At 44.9% G+C, this 18863-nt stretch carries 8 protein-coding genes and 1 pseudogene; 7 read left to right on the top strand and 2 right to left on the bottom strand.

What is annotated here, in order from left to right; translation table 11 throughout:
* The first annotated feature begins 18 nt into the window (after window positions 1–18).
* The 3 genes and pseudogenes from NXV01_RS04155 (at window position 19) to NXV01_RS04145 (ending at window position 5860) form a co-directional block, all read left to right on the top strand.
* A pseudogene (locus NXV01_RS04155) lies at window positions 19–3106 on the top strand (SusC/RagA family TonB-linked outer membrane protein).
* 25 nt (window positions 3107–3131) lie between these two features.
* Window positions 3132–4928, top strand: a complete 1797-nt coding sequence (locus NXV01_RS04150; RefSeq protein ID WP_148367787.1) for a RagB/SusD family nutrient uptake outer membrane protein — start codon at window positions 3132–3134, stop codon at window positions 4926–4928.
* Between the two features lie 29 nt (window positions 4929–4957).
* Entirely contained in the window at window positions 4958–5860 is a 903-nt protein-coding gene (locus NXV01_RS04145) for a BT_3987 domain-containing protein (protein WP_148367786.1), read from the top strand.
* Between the two features lie 132 nt (window positions 5861–5992).
* On the opposite strand, the gene NXV01_RS04140 is transcribed toward NXV01_RS04145, so the two are convergent.
* Window positions 5993–7369: an ATP-binding protein gene (locus NXV01_RS04140; RefSeq protein ID WP_148367785.1), complete on the bottom strand. Its 1377-nt coding sequence runs from the start codon at window positions 7367–7369 to the stop codon at window positions 5993–5995.
* A gap of 76 nt (window positions 7370–7445) precedes the next feature.
* Window positions 7446–11456 carry a hybrid sensor histidine kinase/response regulator transcription factor gene (locus NXV01_RS04135; protein WP_195648728.1) on the bottom strand — a complete coding sequence of 1337 codons (4011 nt, stop codon included), beginning with the start codon at window positions 11454–11456 and terminating at the stop codon, window positions 7446–7448.
* 358 nt (window positions 11457–11814) lie between these two features.
* Here NXV01_RS04135 and NXV01_RS04130 point away from each other — a divergent pair, with 358 nt between their 5' ends.
* Genes NXV01_RS04130 through NXV01_RS04115 form a run of 4 tightly spaced genes read left to right on the top strand, consistent with a single transcriptional unit; the run spans window position 11815 to window position 18397 of the window.
* Complete coding sequence (locus NXV01_RS04130; protein ID WP_259021774.1) at window positions 11815–13362, top strand: sulfatase; 1548 nt, start codon at window positions 11815–11817, stop codon at window positions 13360–13362.
* A gap of 30 nt (window positions 13363–13392) precedes the next feature.
* Entirely contained in the window at window positions 13393–14523 is a 1131-nt protein-coding gene (locus tag NXV01_RS04125) for a family 43 glycosylhydrolase (RefSeq protein WP_148367782.1), read from the top strand.
* Window positions 14520–16187, top strand: a complete 1668-nt coding sequence (locus tag NXV01_RS04120) for an arylsulfatase (protein WP_259021773.1) — start codon at window positions 14520–14522, stop codon at window positions 16185–16187. The genes NXV01_RS04125 and NXV01_RS04120 overlap by 4 nt, the downstream gene beginning before the upstream one ends.
* Window positions 16188–16192: 5 nt before the next feature.
* Entirely contained in the window at window positions 16193–18397 is a 2205-nt protein-coding gene (locus tag NXV01_RS04115; RefSeq protein WP_148367781.1) for a glycoside hydrolase family 2 protein, read from the top strand.
* Window positions 18398–18863: the final 466 nt, after the last annotated feature.

Here is an 18863-nt window from a genome sequence, read left to right as displayed (position 1 = left end):
TAAAATAAAGAAAAGTATATGAGAAACAAGATTAGATATATAAGACTGATAGGGCTCATATTTGTCCTTATCGTTGGCTCTAGCCTGACTTTCGCACAAAATAAATCAAAGAGAAAGTCGGCGAAGAAGCCTTTGGTGGAAATAGTTTCTATTGTTACCGACGAGAAAGGTAGTCCGCTGAAGAATGTTTCTATCATTTGTGGAGAAGGTGCAGTCGTTCTATATACAGATGAAAAGGGACGTTTTCAGACGAAAGTGGAGAATGACGCAACCGTTATGATCGAAGCTTTGGGATACGAGGATAAAGTGTATAAACTGACAGGTAGCAATATCGTTCCTGAAAAGATTGTCCTGAAGAAAGAGCCTCTGTTTCTGACCGGAGAATCCTTGGTGAACAGAGCCGATGGCGGAAAGACATATAAAGGGAATGAAGTAGGTGCAACGAGTGTACTGGAGAACGGGCAGTTCGGAACGTTTCCGGATTTGACTTTGACGAATATGCTGCAAGGTAAAATGTTAGGTTTGCAGGTCCGCTCTACGGTCAGCGGATTGGGAAATAATACGCCTGATTTATATATCCGTGGCCAGCACGGTATGTCGGAAAATACGGCTATTGTTATTATCGACGGTGTGGAACGTCCGGTTGCGGATTTGATTCCTGAAGAAATTGAACGTATCGAGTTGCTGAAAGATGCCACTGCTAAGATTCTTTACGGAGCACGTGCAGCGAATGGAGTACTTTGGGTGACTACCCGCAGAGGAAAGGCCAACCGCCGTATTTATAATGCCACTGCCGAGGTGGGAGTGGTGCAGATGACACGCACACCGGATTTCCTGAATTCCTATCAGTATGCTAATCTGTATAATGAAGCGCGTGCCAATGACGGGATGACTCCTTACTATAACCAAAAGCAACTGGAAGGATATAAAAACTCCAAAGGAGCCAATGACCTGTTATACCCGAACGTTGATTTATATGATCAGTTGTTGAATAAGAATGCCAATTACCGGAAAGTATCATTCGATATGACGGGAGGTACCGACAGAGTGCGTTACGCACTGATTGCCGGATATGTAGGAGGTAGCGGATTTGAAGACGTTGCCTATACTCCACAACTGAACCGCTTGACGCTTCGCGGAAACCTCGACTTTAACGTAACGGATTTCCTGACTATATCCGCAGACGTTGCCGGACGTATGGAAATGCGCAAATGGGGACAACTGGACTGTGGACAGGTATTTACGGCCTTGTCTACTCACCGCCCGAATGAATACCCTCTGACAATGTCAACGGAAGAAACCGGACTGGCAGGCGGTTCGGACGGGATTCCTTTGTTCGGTGCAAGCCTCCGGCAGCCGATGAATGCTTATGCGGAAACCATGTACGGAGGATATACAGACGAACGCTATACGCGTAGCCAGACCAATATCGGTTTGAAATTTGATCTTGATATGCTGACGAAAGGATTGAAAGCCGGAGCTTTCCTCTCTTTCGACAACTATGATTACCTGCAACTTTCCTTGAGCAAAGTCTATCCGACGTATGCCATCAAGACATACCGTGACTTTGCCGGTGAGGAAAAAATCATGTACACCCAGATGAAGAAAACAGATGTAGCCACTTCACAAAGCCGGAAGTCGACTACCCTGCAACAGACATTGGGATGGAATGCTTTTGCCGGTTATGAGAATACATTCAATCAAAAACACGATGTATCGGCACGCCTGACTTATATGTACTCGAAAACAACCAATCAGGGAGTAACCCAAGACATCATCAATGCCAACTACGCATTGCGCCTGAACTATATGTACGACCACCGTTATGCTGTGGAAGCCGACATGGCATTGATGGGAAGCAACCGTTTCAAACCGGGAAACAAATATTTCTTCTCGGCTGCGGGGGGGGCTTGCCTGGATTCTAAGCAATGAAGATTTTCTGAAAGACAATGAATACGTGAACTTCCTGAAACTGAAAACCAGTGCCGGTATTCTGGGATATGACAGAAGCACGGAACATTTATTGTATGAACGTGCCTGGGCACAAGACGGCAGTTTCCGATTCGGAACAACGAACAACGGTGCTACGGCTTACTATTCTACTTTTGTCCGTGCAGGCAATCCGAACCTGAAATGGGAAAAGGCGGCAGAATGGAACATCGGTGTGGAAGGTCTGTTCCTGAACAACCGCTTATATACCGAAATAAACTATTTCCGTGAAAAACATACAGACATCATCGGTTCTGTCGATGCATCTTACGGGGATTATACAGGCAACTTTACTTACCAGGATAACATGGGTTCTGTCTTGAATCACGGTATAGAAGGAATGTTCACCTGGAGCGACCGCGTCAACGACTGGTCTTATTCGGTAGGAGCCAATTTCGTATGGTCAAAGAACAAAGTATTGAAATGGAATCAGGTGAAACATGGTGAAGAATACCGCTACACCGTAGGACGCTCTACCGATGCTATGATGGGATTGGTTGCCGAAGGATTATTTGGTAAGGACGTAGCTATCAACGGACATGCAACCCAGACATTTGCCGATTATCAGGAGGGCGACATTGCCTACCGGGATCTGAACGGTGATAAGGTTATCGATGGTCGTGATGTGAAAGAACTTGGAAACTCATTCCCGCGTACTACACTGGGTATTGACTTCAGCGTAAGCTACAAAGGTTGGGGGCTGTATCTTCAGGGATACTCCGAACTGGGTGTTCACACTTGGGCAACGAATGCCTATTATTGGAACAACGGAGAAAGTAAATACTCCAAACTGGCATTAGACCGTTACCATCCGGTAAACAACCCGACCGGAAGCTATCCTCGTCTGACAACAACTGCCGGTGAGAACAACTTCCGTAATTCTTCCTTTTGGCTGGAGAATACAAGTTTCTTCCGTATGAAGAATGTCGAGTTGAGCTATACGTTCAATCAGTTCTCTCCGAGTTCGGTGGTGAAAAAGATCAAGGTTTTTGCCCGTGGTGCCAACTTGTTCGTGCTTTCTTCCGTGAAGGATCTGGATCCTGAACTGCTGAATGCCGGTGTGACCAACTATCCGGTGACACGTAGCTTTACAGGTGGAGTCTCTTTTGTATTTTAATTTTGAACAATTAATAGATGGCAATATGAAACATATATTAGGAAGTTGCGTTTTAGCAGGTCTGTTTCTCTTTTGTGCTTGTGACGACACATTGGATACCAAGGTGACGTGGCAGATCGGAGACTCCGATACATGGAGAGTTCCGGAGCTTGCTCAAGGCGTACTATATAAAGCTTATAATGGCATAGCCAACCGTCCGGATTGCTTCGAAGATAACTTTCTGGATTGTGCTACTGATAATGCAATGACCAATTTGCGTAGCTCTTCTGTCTATAAATTAAGCATGGGCGGTATGACAGCGTTTAACAATCCGATTGGAAACTGGAGCAATGCATACAACATGCTGAATTATGTAAACTCTTTCCTCGAAAACGGCTTGACCGACCAGGTGCAGTACAACCGTACCGATCCGGAAGTGGACAAGCAAATCAAGTTACGTCTGAAAGGTGAATCGTATTTCCTGCGTGCATGGTGGCATTTCGAACTATTGAAGATGTACGGTGGAAAGGGTAAGAACGGAAAAGCATTGGGTATTCCGTTGGCAGATCATTTTATCTCGCAGGAAGAAGCTGCGCAGAATGGTGAGTTCCTCCGCCCTACATATCAGGCAACAGTCAATTTTATTGTAAACGATTTGAATAATGCCATCGAACTGTTGCCGAACGCATATCAGGGAGATGACCTGGAGTTTGGTAATACACAAATCGGGCGTGCCACGAAAGCTGCTGCGGCTGTTCTGAAAAGCCGTGCGCTTTTATATAGCGCCAGCCCAGCCATGCAGGATGATGACGTGACAAAGATTACCGGTATGGGACAATTCGAAATACTGAACCCAACAGTTTATCAGGCAAGATGGGAAGCGGTAGCTAAAGAGATTAATAAGATTCTGGGTATGGAAGGTTTCGGTACTTTTGTTCCTGTCACGGCTTCTTCCATAGCCGATGTCCAGACGGAAAGTTCCGATTATGCTTTCCGCAGGTATTTTAATAATAACCTGCTGGAAGGTTTTCATTTCCCGCCGTTCTATTATGGAAGTGCCCGTGCCACTCCTTCTCATAATCTGGTAAAGGCTTTTTATACGAAGAACGGTTATCCGGCAACTGACGTCCGTTCGGGTATCGACTTGTCTGATCCAGACTTTGATATGATGCAGCTTTATGCCATACTGGATAATCGTTTTGCATTGAATGTTTATTACCACAGTGCTACATTTGGTGATTCCGGTCAGTCACTGGATATGTCCGAGGGTGGAAAAGATTCTCCGTCGTTTAGTGAGAATGCTACACGTTCCGGTTATTACCTGGCTAAATTCGTATCCAAGAAATCGGCTATGCTGAATCCGATCCAGACGTTAAGTTCGGTTCATTACAATCCTTTATTACGGAAATCGGAAGTTCTTCTTAACTTTGCCGAAGCTGCCAATGAGGCATGGGGCAACCCGACGGTGAAAGGGGAGGGCTGTCTGTATTCTGCTTATGAAATAATGAAAACGATCCGTTTGCAGGCAGGAGGCATTAACTTTGATCTTTATCTGGATGAAGTAGCTCAAAGTAAGGATTCGTTCAGAAAGCTGATTCAGAATGAACGCCGCTTGGAGTTTGCTTTCGAGAATCATCGCTATTTTGATATGCGGCGCTGGGTATTGCCGTTGAACGAAGAGGTGGAAGGAGTTGCCGTCACCCGCAATGAAGACGGTACATTCAGCTTCAAAGTACAGAAGGTGGAGCAACGGAAATATGAAGTGAAAAACTATTTCACTCCACTGCCATATTCAGAGCTGGAAAAGAATAAGAATCTAATTAATAATCAGGGTTGGGAATAACATGTGGTTGATATAAATACTTATTTACAATGAAGAAACTAAATATATTATGGATAGGGCTGATAAGCGTTCTGATGACTGCTTGTTATGATGATTATGAAAAGGACTACGATAAGAGTACGGTGTACTTTGCTTCGCAGAAACCTTTGCGGACACTGGTAGCCGACACAGATATGTCGATAAAGGTAGGAGTGGCCATTGGTGGCAAAAGAGAAGTGCATACCGATGATTGGGCTACGTTCGAGATCGATCCGTCTTTATTGGATGGTACGGGCTTGACACTAATGCCGGAAAACTATTATCAGTTGGCTGATCCGAACAAGATGACGATCAGCAACCCGAACCTGGCAATCGCAGATGTGAAAGTGACTTTCTCCGATGCTTTTTATAACGATGATGCCGCTTTGGATAAACACTATGCCATCCCTTTCCGGTTGGTCGATCACAATCAGGATGAAGTAAGTACCGACGTGAATGGCAATTTGAAGGATTACAGTATTGTAGTTGTCAAGTTTGTCAGCCAGTATCACGGCACCTACTTTGTGAAAGGGAAAGTAACCAACTTATCCACCCAGCAGGTGACTGAATACAATAACAAGGATTTGAGTCAGAATATGACCCGCGACTTTGTTTCATTAGGCAGAAACAAGGTACGCAGACCGGGCTTCGGACAAACGTTGGAAAACAATGAATCGGTGAATCTGACAGTCAATTCAGATGGAAGTGTAACTATCGAAGCCGGGGGAAGTGTCGCTATCGCAGATGCATCCGCCACATTAGATCCTGCAGCCGAATCACTGGAATTTGTAGGGAAACAGCCTAAGTTTACACTTTCTTATAAATACACGAAAGGCGGTGTTACTTATCAAGTCAATGAAGAATTGATTCGTCGTCAGAATCCGGAAGCCGATTTACGCTTCCAGGAATGGTAGAATAGGTATTAGTCGATTATAGGTGTCTATCTGTCACCGGTAATTAGCTGAATCAACGATGTTGCAGGCTGATTACCGGTGATATTTTTAGACATTCTGTTAAATTTATATCGCTTAAATTAGCTTACGACTCTACTTTAGAATAGATTTTCCTTTTTCTGTTATCATCCAATAACCTATCTTTTTCGAGCCTTTTCGAATAATGCAGCCATTCACTTTTAAGTTGCGGAATGCTCTCTTGATCGTAGCACTGGAAACAGATAAAGATATGGCTAAATTATCATATGTTGACTGATTATCTTTTACTATCAATTTTAATATATCTTTCTCTAATGATGATAGTTTTAAAGGGTCATTTAAAGGGTCATTTAAAGGATCATTTAAAGGGTCATCGTTCTTAATTCTGTTAGGTCTATATATGATAAGTGTAACGCCACCGGCTTCATTTATAAACTCCGGTTTGCGGAGCCCTGCTTTCGTCATACCCTCATAAATTTTATGAATACCTCGTCCCCATGATTCAATAAATCCGGCACGGTAAAAAGTTTCGGCGATAAGGCGATTCCGGGGTTGTGAAGCGTGGTCACCTAATAATTGTTCGATAGTCATACCTTCGGGAAGTGTCCCCGGATTCCAAAGGCGGATGCGGTCATTATACACTTTCATTTGTATATGTACTCCCGTGTACAACTTATGCACAATACTATTGAATAAACTCTCCCGCAATGCATCTTCTGGAATTTCTAAAGGTTCAATGCGCTGCAATCCTTCATAATGGACAGGTGAAATGAGATACTTGGATTTCAATACTTCTATCACGCGATCGGTCATCTGAATGATATTTCCATCCACTACATCTTGAAACATCAGGTCGGCTTCATCACGACCAAACCTCCCAATACGAAATTGTACACTGGTGAAAAACTTTGCAGGATTTTTGCCGAATAGAAGTAAAGCAGCATTGCGCAACTTACCTTCCCCACCGATAAGATTCAGATTAGAGAGTACTTTTTCCGTAGTTTCATTCAATGAATCTACTGGCATACGTCCGGCATCGACGGCTTTACGCAAAAAGAAATCAATAGCTTGGCGGTCGATGTCATCCAATGTAGCTCTTTCGTTTTCAATATCATCCCACGAATGCCCCATTTTGCGAAGCAAAAACTGTTGCAAGGCTGCACCTTTCAACTCCTGTTTGGTAGAACCGCTGCGATAATGATATATACCGTGATAAGCGATAGGCAAATTACACGGTTGCACGGCAATCTCGATGTAGTCTTTATCCTCTTTATGCAAAAGATTTACATCAGCTACAATGCCCAGGTAGTTAACGATCTTATTAGGAATGTCTTCCATCAGTCGTTTGGTGTCTGCTACACCAACCACTTGTTGGTTATCGTCTATACCGATATAGATACGTCCACCTTGTGCATTTGCAAAACCACAAATCCACTTTAGATATTCGTCTCTCCACGATTCCTTATATTCAATATTCTGACTTTCACTCATAATTACTACAAAGTTACATATTCTTTTTCAAACTTTGTAGAGTATAAGGAGATTTACAAGTGCCAGTTCCGGCGAATTACTTCAATTGCTTGAGAAACTCTGTCGGAGTGATATTAAATTCCTTTTTGAAACATTTTGTAAAGTAGTTCGGGTCTGATATACCGACAGCGAATGAAGCTTCGGAAACATTCATGCCGTTCAGTAAATGGGTTTTGGCTTCCTTCATCTTGATGGTACGTATAAACTGTGTGATGGAGCATCCCGTGAGTGATTTCAGTTTCATGTGCAGCAGACTACGGCTGATGCGGAGATGGGCTGTGATTTCAGTTACTCCAAAATCTTCCTTGGTGAGGTTCGCCATGATCAGCTCTACCAGTTCTTTCATAAACACCTCATCCCGTGGATTATTGGTGATTTGCTTGATGTTCAGTTCCTCCGCCTGTTTGAAGTGCTCGATATTCTGTTTCCGGCTCTTCTGGATATTCTGTACCAGCAACTCCAGGTTCTTGGCGTTGAAAGGTTTGGTGATATAGGCGTCCGCTCCCCGCAGATAGCCTTCTGTATGGTCGTTTTCATCCGTCTTGGCAGTCAGGAGGATGACGGGGATATGACTGGTCGTTACATCTTGCTTGACGCGTTCCGTGAATTCCAGTCCGTCCATTACCGGCATCATTAAGTCCGATATAATCAGATTCGGCAGTTGTCTGGCTATCTTCTTGCAGGCTTCCGCTCCGTTGTAGGCACGTATGATGTCGTATTTCTCGCCGAATATACTGGCGAGGTAATCATTCATTTCTTTATTATCCTCCACAATCATGATAGATTCTCTGCCGGAGTCTTTCTCTTTGTTGGTCAGCTTTTCGGGGATGAGTTCGATTGTTTCCTTGATTCGCTGGTTGTATTTTTGTATTTCTTCGGTCGTGATGTTTTCGGAAGAGCGTTCGTCGGGTGCGTAGGCATCCTCCGATACGTTCAGGGTGACGATAAAGTCCGAACCTTTGTTGACTTCGCTCTCTACCCGTATTTCCCCTTTGTGCATGTGGATGAGCGAACGGGTGAGCGACAGTCCTAGTCCGAATCCCTCGCGGTGGTCACGCTTCTCTACCTGGTAGTAGCTTTCGAATATTTGTTCTTGGGCTTCCTTAGGGATGCCTCTACCACTGTCTTTCACGGAGATTTGCACAAATGTCTCTTTTTCTTCTTTTATCAGTTTGGCGCTCAACTTGACATATCCTCCTGGTTGTGTGTATTTAAATGCGTTCGAGAGCAAGTTATAAAGAATCCGTTCCAGTTTGGAAGGCGAGAACCATACTTCCTCTTCGGTGTCTTCCAGATTGACAATAAAGTCTATTTCCCGTTCTCCGGCTACGATGTCGAAGATGTGAGACAACTCTTCCAGAAAATGCATGATGTCTCCTTTGCGGACGCTGATATGCATCTGCTTCATTTCGATTTTACTGAACGTCAGTAATTCGTTAATCAGATAATTCATCCGGTTGGCATTGCGGTAGATGACTTCCAGCTTCTCTTTGTCGTTGTTGTTGATCTGTGGCTGCTGGATCAACCGTTGAAGAGGTGACAGAATCAGGGTTAGCGGTGTTTTCAGGTCATGGGAGATGTATGTGAAGAAATTGATCTTTTGTTGGTTCATGTTTTCTATGTTGACACGCTGTTCATGCTCTGTTTTCAGTCGCATGAGCAGGATGATACGTGTTTTGGTATATCTGTATGCGGCGTAAATGATTAACAGGGAGAGTAGCGCATAGGCAAGGTATGCTCCCGATGAGAGCCACCAGGGAGGAAGGATTCTGATGGCAAGGTCTTTTTGTCCCGTTTCATCCCAGTGGATGCCGTCTTTGCTGGCTTTGATCTTTAAGATATACCTTCCTGAAGGCAGGTTTGAGAAACGTACCTGATGCTGGTTGCCTACAAACTGCCAGTCTTTGTCGATACCTTCCATTTTCATGGCATATTGGGTGTTGTAGGTGTATTGATAATTCAGTCCGGAATATTCGAGACGCAGGGATTGGGCCTGGTCGTGTGTCAGGGTAATCTCTGTCAGCTCGGAGATGGAGGAAGGGATGGACGCCTTTTCATTATTGGGTGACATATATTCGCTGTTGCTCCATATAGCAGTCAGGGCAATGTTGAAATGGGGATTGACGGAGCGTACCTGTTCCGGATAAAAAGAAATCATGCCGTTGATGGTTCCGAAATACAGTTCTCCGTCAGGTTTCTTGCAGGCGGAGGAGTAGTTGAACTGGTTGATGGGCAATCCGTCGGCAGTGGTATACCGGTCTATATTTTTTGTTTGGGGATTGATACAGCAGAGTCCGTTTCCGGTTCCTACCCAGATATTACTCATTTCATCCTCAATGATACCTTTAATGGCGTTGGAACCCAACTGTTCTTTGCTGTAAAAAGCGATGATGCTGCCGTTGCGGTCTGATACATAAAGCCCGTTGTTGTCTGTCCCTATCCATATCCGTTGGTGCGAATCGGGGTAGATATAGGTTACATAGAGATCGGTGTGTGGTAAGATAGGGAGCGAGGTAACTTTCAGTGTACGGGTGTTTATCTGGAACATACTGCCTTTTCGGGTTCCTGCCCAAAGTATGCTGTCATTGAATTGTACCAGATTGAAGACGCGCAGCGGTGAGACCTTTTCCGGACGGGCATTGATTTTTTTCTTGTCGATCAGGAACAAGCCTGAAGGACCTCCGTACCAAACGTGGTCGTTTTTGTCTTCGATGATGCAGAAGCCGGACGAGACCTCTTCCGACAATAGATTATAGTTCACCGTACGGTTCAGATGCGGTATATAGTGAAGAGCTCCTTTCAGGAACAGTCCGAGCCATAGGCTGTTATCTTTGTCGAGCCATAGAGAGTGTATGTTCTTGGCGTAGATTTGCATCTGTTTGTGAAGCCGTTCGGCGCGGGTAATCTCTTTTTTACTGTTCAGGTAATTCAATCCGCCATCCTCCGTAGCGATGTACAGGCCGTTGTCCGGAGCATTGATAATCTGGCGGACAGCTTTTCCGCTCAAATGGTTGAAACTGCTTCCGTAAGGATATATCTGGAATTGGTCGGAGCCGAATATATAATAGTTGACTCCTCCGAAATAGGTTCCCACCCACATATTATGTGCCTTGTCCTGATAAAGACTGTAAATGGGCGAATCGTTCAGGGCACTTAAATCCCGTTCGGATTGTTCGTAGTGCGCAATCAGTTGGTAGAGTTTGTTGAACACGAAGATGCCGTACTCCGTTCCTACCCATATATTTCCGGTATAGTCGGTTGACGCACACCGGAAATCTTTCACTTCGAGGTCTTTCGAGAGGTTACACAGGGTGTTGCTTTGTATGTGGTAGACGAAGAAATCACTATTAGTATTCAACAAAAGCTGGTTGGACGAGATCAGGACAGCATTGTTACATTGTTGTGCAAAAGGCTGGATGAGAGTAGGGAGGGAAACGAATTGTTTCTTTTCCAGACTGTATCGCATCAGTCCTTTGTTGGTATCTATCCACAGGGTTTTGTCTCCGTCCTCTGCGAGGTATCTCACATGGGGCTTCTCTTCATTGAGCAGGAAAGGGACGAACAGGCTGTCCTGTTCATTGTAACGGTAGAGTCCGTTGCTGCAGGCCGCCAGGAGCATACCGTCGCTGGTGTTCAGGAAACAAACATCATCTTTGGTGTTCCCTTTGATCCGGTAACGGGTAAAATCTTCCGTCCGGTAGTCATAGCTGCAGATGCCCTGATCGGTAGAGATCCATAGAACGTTGCGGAGTGAGTCATTGTACAGACGGGTGATGAAGTCATGGCAGAGTGAGGTACTGTCGGCTTCATTGTGTGCGAACAGGTTGATATTATAACCGTCAAACCGGCACAAGCCGTTGCGTGTACCAAACCAGATGAATCCGTGATTGTCCTGTGTGATTGCATTAATGGTGTTATGCGGAAGTCCTTCGGTTATACTTAACTGTTTGAAACGTATGTTGGTATATTGTATCTGTCCCGTAGACAGGTTTATGTTTAAGAGCACGAGACTAAATAAGAGGATGATTTTAAGTGATGTGGTTCTCATGGCTTTTCTGATTAATTTTCACGACCAAAGATACGTCTTTTTTTGTTTTGGACGGTCGTAGGATTGTTCAAACGGACAGTATTAATGTTCAGTTTGTTGCCCGACAACTGATTTTTATACATGATTGCAGGTATTAAATACTATTTTTCTGTTTTTCTTGGATAGAAAAGACCACATTTGCAAGGTGAAACTCTAAAAGTCAGAAAAAGGATCACACGTTTGATGTGTGTCCGGATGCGGCGATTAAGGATATGGAAGGTATGCAGAAAATTTTTGTGACGATGGGACATGATATGAAGTCGGTTCCATGATTGTACACCGTTTTGAATAAAAGACTATAAGATTAAAATAAGCAAATATGAAAAATACACTCTTTTGTATCACAGGACTAGCTATACAGGGATTGCCTCTGTCGGTCACAGCGCAGAACGGTAAACCGAATATTGTGGTTATCATGACCGACCAGCAGCGTGCCGATCTCTGCGGCAGAGAGGGGTTCCCTCTTGACGTGACTCCTTATGTAGACCAACTAGCACAGGAGAATGTATGGTTCAACAAGGCATATACCGTGATGCCTGCCAGTTCCCCCGCCCGTTGCTCCATGTTCACCGGACGTTTCCCTTCTGCCACTCACGTACGTACGAACCACAATATCCCCGACATCTTCTATCAACAGGATTTGGTAGGAGTATTGAAAGAAAACGGATATCAGACAGCATTGGTCGGCAAGAATCATGCTTACCTGAAACCTGCCGACCTGGACTTCTGGTCTGAATACGGACACTGGGGAAAGAACAAAAAGGCGACTCCCGCCGAGAAAGAAACTGCCCGTTTCCTGAATCAGCAAGCCAGAGGGCAATGGCTCGAACCCTCTCCAATCTCCCTGGAAGAGCAGCATCCCACCAAAATCGTGAACGAAGCACTGGCATGGATTGAGAAGCAGAAAGAAAATCCTTTCTTCGTATGGGTATCTTTCCCGGAACCCCACAACCCTTATCAGGTATGCGAACCCTATTACTCCATGTTCTCACCAGACAAACTTCCCGTATTGAAGACATCGCGCAAGGATTTGGCAAAGAAAGGAGAGAAATACCGTATTCTGGCAGAACTGGAAGATGCATCCTGCCCCAATCTGGAACAGGACCTGCCCCGAATCCGTGCCAACTATATCGGAATGATCCGGTTGATAGACGATCAGATCAAAAGATTGATCGAATCATTGAAAGCCGGCGGACAATATGAAAATACCATCTTTGTTGTACTCTCCGACCACGGTGATTATTGGGGAGAATACGGATTAATCCGTAAAGGAGCCGGACTTTCCGAGAGCCTGGCACGTATTCCGATGGTATGGGCGGGCTATCAGATCAAGAATCAGCCTGCACCTATGGATAGCCACGTGTCGATAGCCGACCTTTTCCCCACCTTCTGCTCTGCCATCGGTGCCGAAATACCGGCAGGCGTTCAGGGACGTAGCTTGTGGCCGATGTTGACCGGGAAGGCTTATCCCCAAGAAGAATTCTCCAGTATAGTGGTTCAACAAGGCTTCGGCGGGGCTGACGTCGGACTGGACGCTTCCCTGACTTTCGAACAGGAAGGCGCATTGACTCCCGGCAAGATAGCCCACTTTGACGAACTGAACACCTGGACGCAAAGCGGCACTTCACGCATGATAAGAAAGGATGACTGGAAACTGGTGATGAATCATTATGGAAACGGTGAACTTTACAACTTGAAGAAAGACCCTTCGGAAGTTCATAATCTGTTTGGCGAGAAGAAATATAGCGAAATTCAAACGGAACTTCTGACCTGCTTGCTGGCATGGGAATTACGTCTGCAGGACCCGCTGCCTCTTCCGCAAAGACGCTATCATTTTAAACAGAACCCATTTAACTATCTTAAATAGGAAGAATACGTAAACATAAAACAGGAATATATGAAATTGATTGGACGATTAGGATTGATCTTGCTTACAGGATTTATTTCCATCTGTACAGCATCAGCGCAGTTATATGGAACGGCAAATACAAACGCTCCGGAACTACGTGTTCCGAAATCTGTAAAGCCGGCATTTGATTATTGGATGAGGGACACCTGGGCTACGTTGGGACCTGACGGTTATTATTATATCACAGGAACTACCTCTACCCCCGATCGTCATTTTCCGGGACAGAAACATTGCTGGGACTGGAATGACGGTTTGTACCTGTGGCGTTCCAAAGATATGAAGTCGTGGGAAGCTATGGGACAAATCTGGTCGATGGAAAAAGACGGCACCTGGCAAAAGAAGCCGAAAGTATATAAAGCAGGAGAGAAATATCAGAAAAAATCCATCAACGGTGATCCGATGGACAACCGCTTTCATGCAGTGTGGGCTCCGGAAATGCATTATATCAAAAGCGCGAAGAACTGGTTTATCGTTGCCTGCATGAATGAGTCGGCAGGCGGGAGAGGTTCTTTTATTTTGCGCAGTAAGACCGGAAAACCGGAAGGACCGTACGAGAATATCGAAGGCAACAAAGAGAAAGCCATCTTCCCGAACATCGACGGAAGTTTGTTTGAAGATACGGACGGCACAGTTTATTTTGTCGGGCACAACCATTATATCGCCCGTATGAAACCGGATATGAGCGGATTGGCCGAGGAACTGAAAACGTTGAAAGAGAAGAAATACGATCCGGAACCGTATATTGAGGGAGCGTTTATTTTCAAATACGATAACAAGTATCATCTGGTACAAGCAATATGGTCGCACCGTACGGCAGAGGGAGATACCTATATCGAAAAGAAGGGAGTGACTTCGCCGAAAACACGTTATAGTTATGACTGTATCATATCGACAGCCGATAATGTGTATGGGCCATATAGTGAGCGCTACAATGCCATCACGGGAGGAGGACACAACAATCTTTTTCAGGATAAGGCTGGAAACTGGTGGGCTACCATGTTCTTCAATCCACGCGGGGCACAGGCGGCAGAGTATAAAGTGACGTGCCGTCCCGGATTGATTCCGATGATCTATGAGAATGGTAAATTCAAACCCAACTTTAATTATAAAACCAAATGAAAACTTCTTTATTGATAGCAGGCAGTCTGGCTCTGGTTCCGATGGCTTATGCGCAGGACAAGCCGAATATTATAATTATACTGGCTGATGACTTGGGATTTTCAGATCTCGGTTGCTTCGGTGGTGAGATTCATACACCGGTATTGGATAAACTGGCGGAGAATGGCGTCCGTATGACGCAAATGTACAACAGTGCACGCAGTTGCCCGTCCCGTGCCAACCTGTTGACGGGACTTTATCCCCATCAAACAGGACTGGGACACATGGACGGCAGTCACCCTGCATGGCCGAAGGGATATTCGGGATTCCGTTCCAATTCGGATAATGTCACGATTGCGGAAGTCTTGAAAGATGCCGGATATTTTACGGCTATGTCGGGAAAGTGGCATTTGGGGAACAAGTCGAATCCTGTTCTTCGTGGTTTTCAAGAGTATTACGGGTTGCTGGGCGGATTCAATTCTTTCTGGAATCCGGCGGTATATACCCGTTTGCCGAAAGACCGTACCCCCAGACACTATGAAGAAGGGGCTTTCTATGCAACGAATGTGGTAACGGATTATGCGATTGACTTCATCGACCAGGCACATCAGGAAAAGAAACCGCTGTTCCTGTATCTGGCTTATAATGCTCCCCATTTTCCTTTGCACGCACCGAAAGAAGTGACTGATAAATATATGTCTCTCTATATGCAGGGATGGGACAAGATTCGTGACGCACGTTGGAAACGGATTGTTGACCTGAAACTGATGCAAGGCAAACCGGAACTTAGTCCGCGCGGCGTGGTTCCCGAAAGTCTGTTTGAAGATGAAACGCATCCGTTGCCGGCATGGGACTCATTGACGAAAGATCAGCAGACCGACTTGGCACGCCGTATGTCTATTTTTGCAGCGATGGTGGATGTGATGGACGCGAATATCGGACGGGTAGTGGATGAGTTGAAAAAGAACGGTGAGCTGGACAATACATTTATCATGTTTATGTCTGATAACGGAGCTTGTGCCGAATGGCATGAATTTGGTTTCGACAAACAGACCGGAGTCGAATATCATACGCATACGGGAGCCGAACTCGACCAGATGGGCTTGCCCGGAACTTATCATCATTACGGCACAGGCTGGGCGAATGTTTGTTGCACGCCGTTCACGCTGTATAAACATTATGCTCACGAAGGAGGTATCTCAACCCCATGCATCATTTCCTGGGGCAATCATGTGAAGAATAAAGGCGGACTGGATCATCAGCCTGCACAATTCTCCGATATCATGTCTACTTGTGTGGAACTGGCAGGAGCCACTTATCCGAAAGAATATCAGGGAAGAGCGATTCTGCCCACGGCAGGTAAATCCATCCTCCCGATTGTGAAAGGAAAGAAGATGCCCGAAAGGTATATCTATGCGGAACATGAAGGCAACCGCATGGTGCGTAAAGGTGACTGGAAGCTGGTTTCGGCCAATTTTAAGGGAGATGAATGGGAATTGTACAATATCAAGGAAGACCGTACCGAGCAGCACAACCTGATCGGCAAATATCCTGAAATGGCAAAAGAACTGGAAACGGCCTATTTCGAATGGGCAGACAAGAGCGATGTCCTGTATTTCCAGAAAATGTGGAATACCTACAATAAGAATCGACGGAAAGATTTTAAAGAATATAAAACCCGCTAACGCTTATGGATAAGAGAATCTTGTTTACTCTGGCTTTAGGAGCCATGTCGCAGGTGTTTGCCCATGCATGGGAGCCTAAAGGAGACAAAATCAAAACAGTATGGGCTGAACAGGTGACGCCGGAAAATGTGTGGCAAAGTTATCCCAGACCGCAATTGCAACGGGCAGAATGGATCAATCTGAACGGATTGTGGAAATATGCCGTAACGGATCAGAACACGCCCCGGAAGGATGTTTCCTTTGAGGGGGAAATCCTTGTTCCGTTTGCGATTGAATCGTCACTGTCCGGAGTGCAGAAAACATTTCTTCCTACGGATAAACTATGGTATCAACGTGAGTTCACACTAAATCCTTCCTGGAAGAATAAATCTACTATCCTGCATTTCGGAGCAGTGGATTATGAATGTCAGGTGTGGGTGAATAACCGGTTGGCCGGCACGCATAAAGGAGGGAATAATCCGTTCTCGTTTGATATTACTAGGTTTTTGAAGAAAAGCGGGCCTCAAAGCATTGAGGTAGCTGTAACCGATCCGACAGATACGGAATCTATTTCCCGTGGCAAACAGCAACTCAATCAGGAAGGGATTTGGTATACTCCCGTATCGGGTATTTGGCAGACAGTCTGGCTGGAAGCGGTAGATAAAACTTATATCCGTCAGGTGCTTCCTTCCACTGATATTGAGAAGAAGTCTGTAAAACTGAATTTCGACATAGCCGGAGCTAAAGGCAATGAAGAGGTAAAAATAGAAGTATTGGATGATGGTAAAGTAATCAGGACGGTGGAACAGAAGTTGCGTGATGCGATTGAGATAGATGTTCCGGATGCTGCTTTATGGTCTCCCGAATCTCCGAAACTGTATCATCTGAATATTTCCTTATCCAATGGAGGGCGTGTTTTAGATCAGGTAAAGAGTTACTTTGCTTTGAGAAAGGTAGATGTACGGAAAGATGAGTGCGGATATAACCGCATTTGCCTGAATAATCAACCCATCTTCCAATACGGTCCGCTCGATCAAGGCTGGTGGCCCGACGGATTGCTGACTCCTCCTTCCGAGGAAGCGATGCTGTGGGACATGGTGCAGTTGAAGAAGATGGGATTTAATATGATCCGTAAACACATCAAGGTAGAACCGGAACAATATTATTATTACGCCGATTCTCTCGGTCTGATGATGTGGCAGGATATGGTATCCGGTTTTGCTACATCAAGGAAGAAAGAGGAACACGTTAATCCGTCGGCTACTGCCGATTGGAATGCTCCCGAAGAACATACCCGCCAATGGCAAAAAGAAATGTTCGAGATGATTGACCGTCTCCGTTTTTATCCTTGTATCACTACCTGGGTTGTATTCAATGAAGGATGGGGACAGCACAATACGGTGGAAATCGTGAATAAAGTGATTAAGTACGACGATACACGTCTGATAAACGGGGTGACCGGGTGGACGGATAGAGGCGTAGGTGATATGTACGACGTACATAATTATCCTGTCACTTCCATGATTCTGCCGGAGAATAACGGTAACCGTATTTCCGTATTGGGAGAGTTCGGCGGTTATGGCTGGGCGATCAAGGAGCATATCTGGAATCCGAATATGAGAAACTGGGGGTATAAGAATATCGACGGGGCAATGGCATTGATTGATAGCTACGGTCGCCTGTTATATGATTTGGAAACGCTGATTGCCCAGGGATTGAGTGCGGCAGTCTATACACAAACCACCGATGTGGAAGGGGAAGTGAACGGCTTGATTACTTATGACCGGAAAGTGACTAAAATACCGGAAGGCTTATTGCACCTGATGCACAACCGTTTGTATGAAATCACCCCCGTGAATGCGGTTACTTTGATTGCGGACAGTCAGAATGGAAGCAAGAATACCCGCCTTGTCGGTGTGAACGGTCAGGAACTGAAAATGATTTCTTTGCCTTTCGAATGTTCCCCTCGTTCCACAATAGTATCTGAAGCAACTTTTAATGTAGATAAGGGCTTCAATCACCTGTCTTTGTGGCTCAATGTTGCCGGAGAAGCAAAAGTGTGGTTGAATGGAGTGGAAGTCTTTGCGCAGGAAGCAAAGCAGACCAGGCAATATAATCAATACAATATCAGTGACTACAGCCGTTACTTGCGGAAAGGGAGCAATCTGTTGAAAATCGAAGTGAAAGATAGCAAGAAGATGAGATTCGATTATGGGTTGAGAGCTTATTAACGGAATTGTTTTTCTTTTGTCTGTTTCTATTATAAGGTACTTACCTTTGTATTCTTCTTCCCGAATTGGCTTAGGAATCGAAACACTGTAGAATTTCTTGGTATCTGGGAGAAGCTGAACAATCCCACTTTTAATTGTGTAGAATCCGACATAATTAAAAGTGGGATTGAACAGTTATTGCCTTAGCGCAAAAGAATGGATACAAAATACAAATGCCATTGGTATTATATCAAAACTGCTAGATATGGTGGAACATGCCCACAAAGGCATTGATTTTATAAACATTCAGTGCAAAACTTCTTGTATTTATTGCCTTATTTCCAATATATTCCAAATAAATCATTTATCTTTGTCACACGCTTTCCGCCCATCAGCGTGATGGAACTGGTGGAAAGTGGTTTTATTTCTTATTGGAGTAAAAGCGTATTATCTCTCGTCTATGAAAATTAGCAGTTTTAAAGGAGAG

The sequence above is a fragment of the Bacteroides sp. BFG-606 genome, from assembly GCF_024788145.1.
GTDB classification, from domain to species: domain Bacteria; phylum Bacteroidota; class Bacteroidia; order Bacteroidales; family Bacteroidaceae; genus Bacteroides; species Bacteroides vicugnae.
This window is presented reverse-complemented; position numbering and strand designations above follow the sequence as displayed.

Bases quoted from the DNA above. Each gene is read 5' to 3' on its own strand.
- NXV01_RS04150 (WP_148367787.1), top strand. From the start codon at position 3,132: ATGAAACATATATTAGGAAGTTGCGTTTTAGCAGGTCTGTTTCTCTTT.
- NXV01_RS04145 (WP_148367786.1), top strand. From the start codon at position 4,958: ATGAAGAAACTAAATATATTATGGATAGGGCTGATAAGCGTTCTGATG.
- NXV01_RS04140 (WP_148367785.1), bottom strand. From the start codon at position 7,369: ATGAGTGAAAGTCAGAATATTGAATATAAGGAATCGTGGAGAGACGAA.
- NXV01_RS04135 (WP_195648728.1), bottom strand. From the start codon at position 11,456: ATGAGAACCACATCACTTAAAATCATCCTCTTATTTAGTCTCGTGCTC.
- NXV01_RS04130 (WP_259021774.1), top strand. From the start codon at position 11,815: ATGAAAAATACACTCTTTTGTATCACAGGACTAGCTATACAGGGATTG.
- NXV01_RS04125 (WP_148367782.1), top strand. From the start codon at position 13,393: ATGAAATTGATTGGACGATTAGGATTGATCTTGCTTACAGGATTTATT.
- NXV01_RS04120 (WP_259021773.1), top strand. From the start codon at position 14,520: ATGAAAACTTCTTTATTGATAGCAGGCAGTCTGGCTCTGGTTCCGATG.
- NXV01_RS04115 (WP_148367781.1), top strand. From the start codon at position 16,193: ATGGATAAGAGAATCTTGTTTACTCTGGCTTTAGGAGCCATGTCGCAG.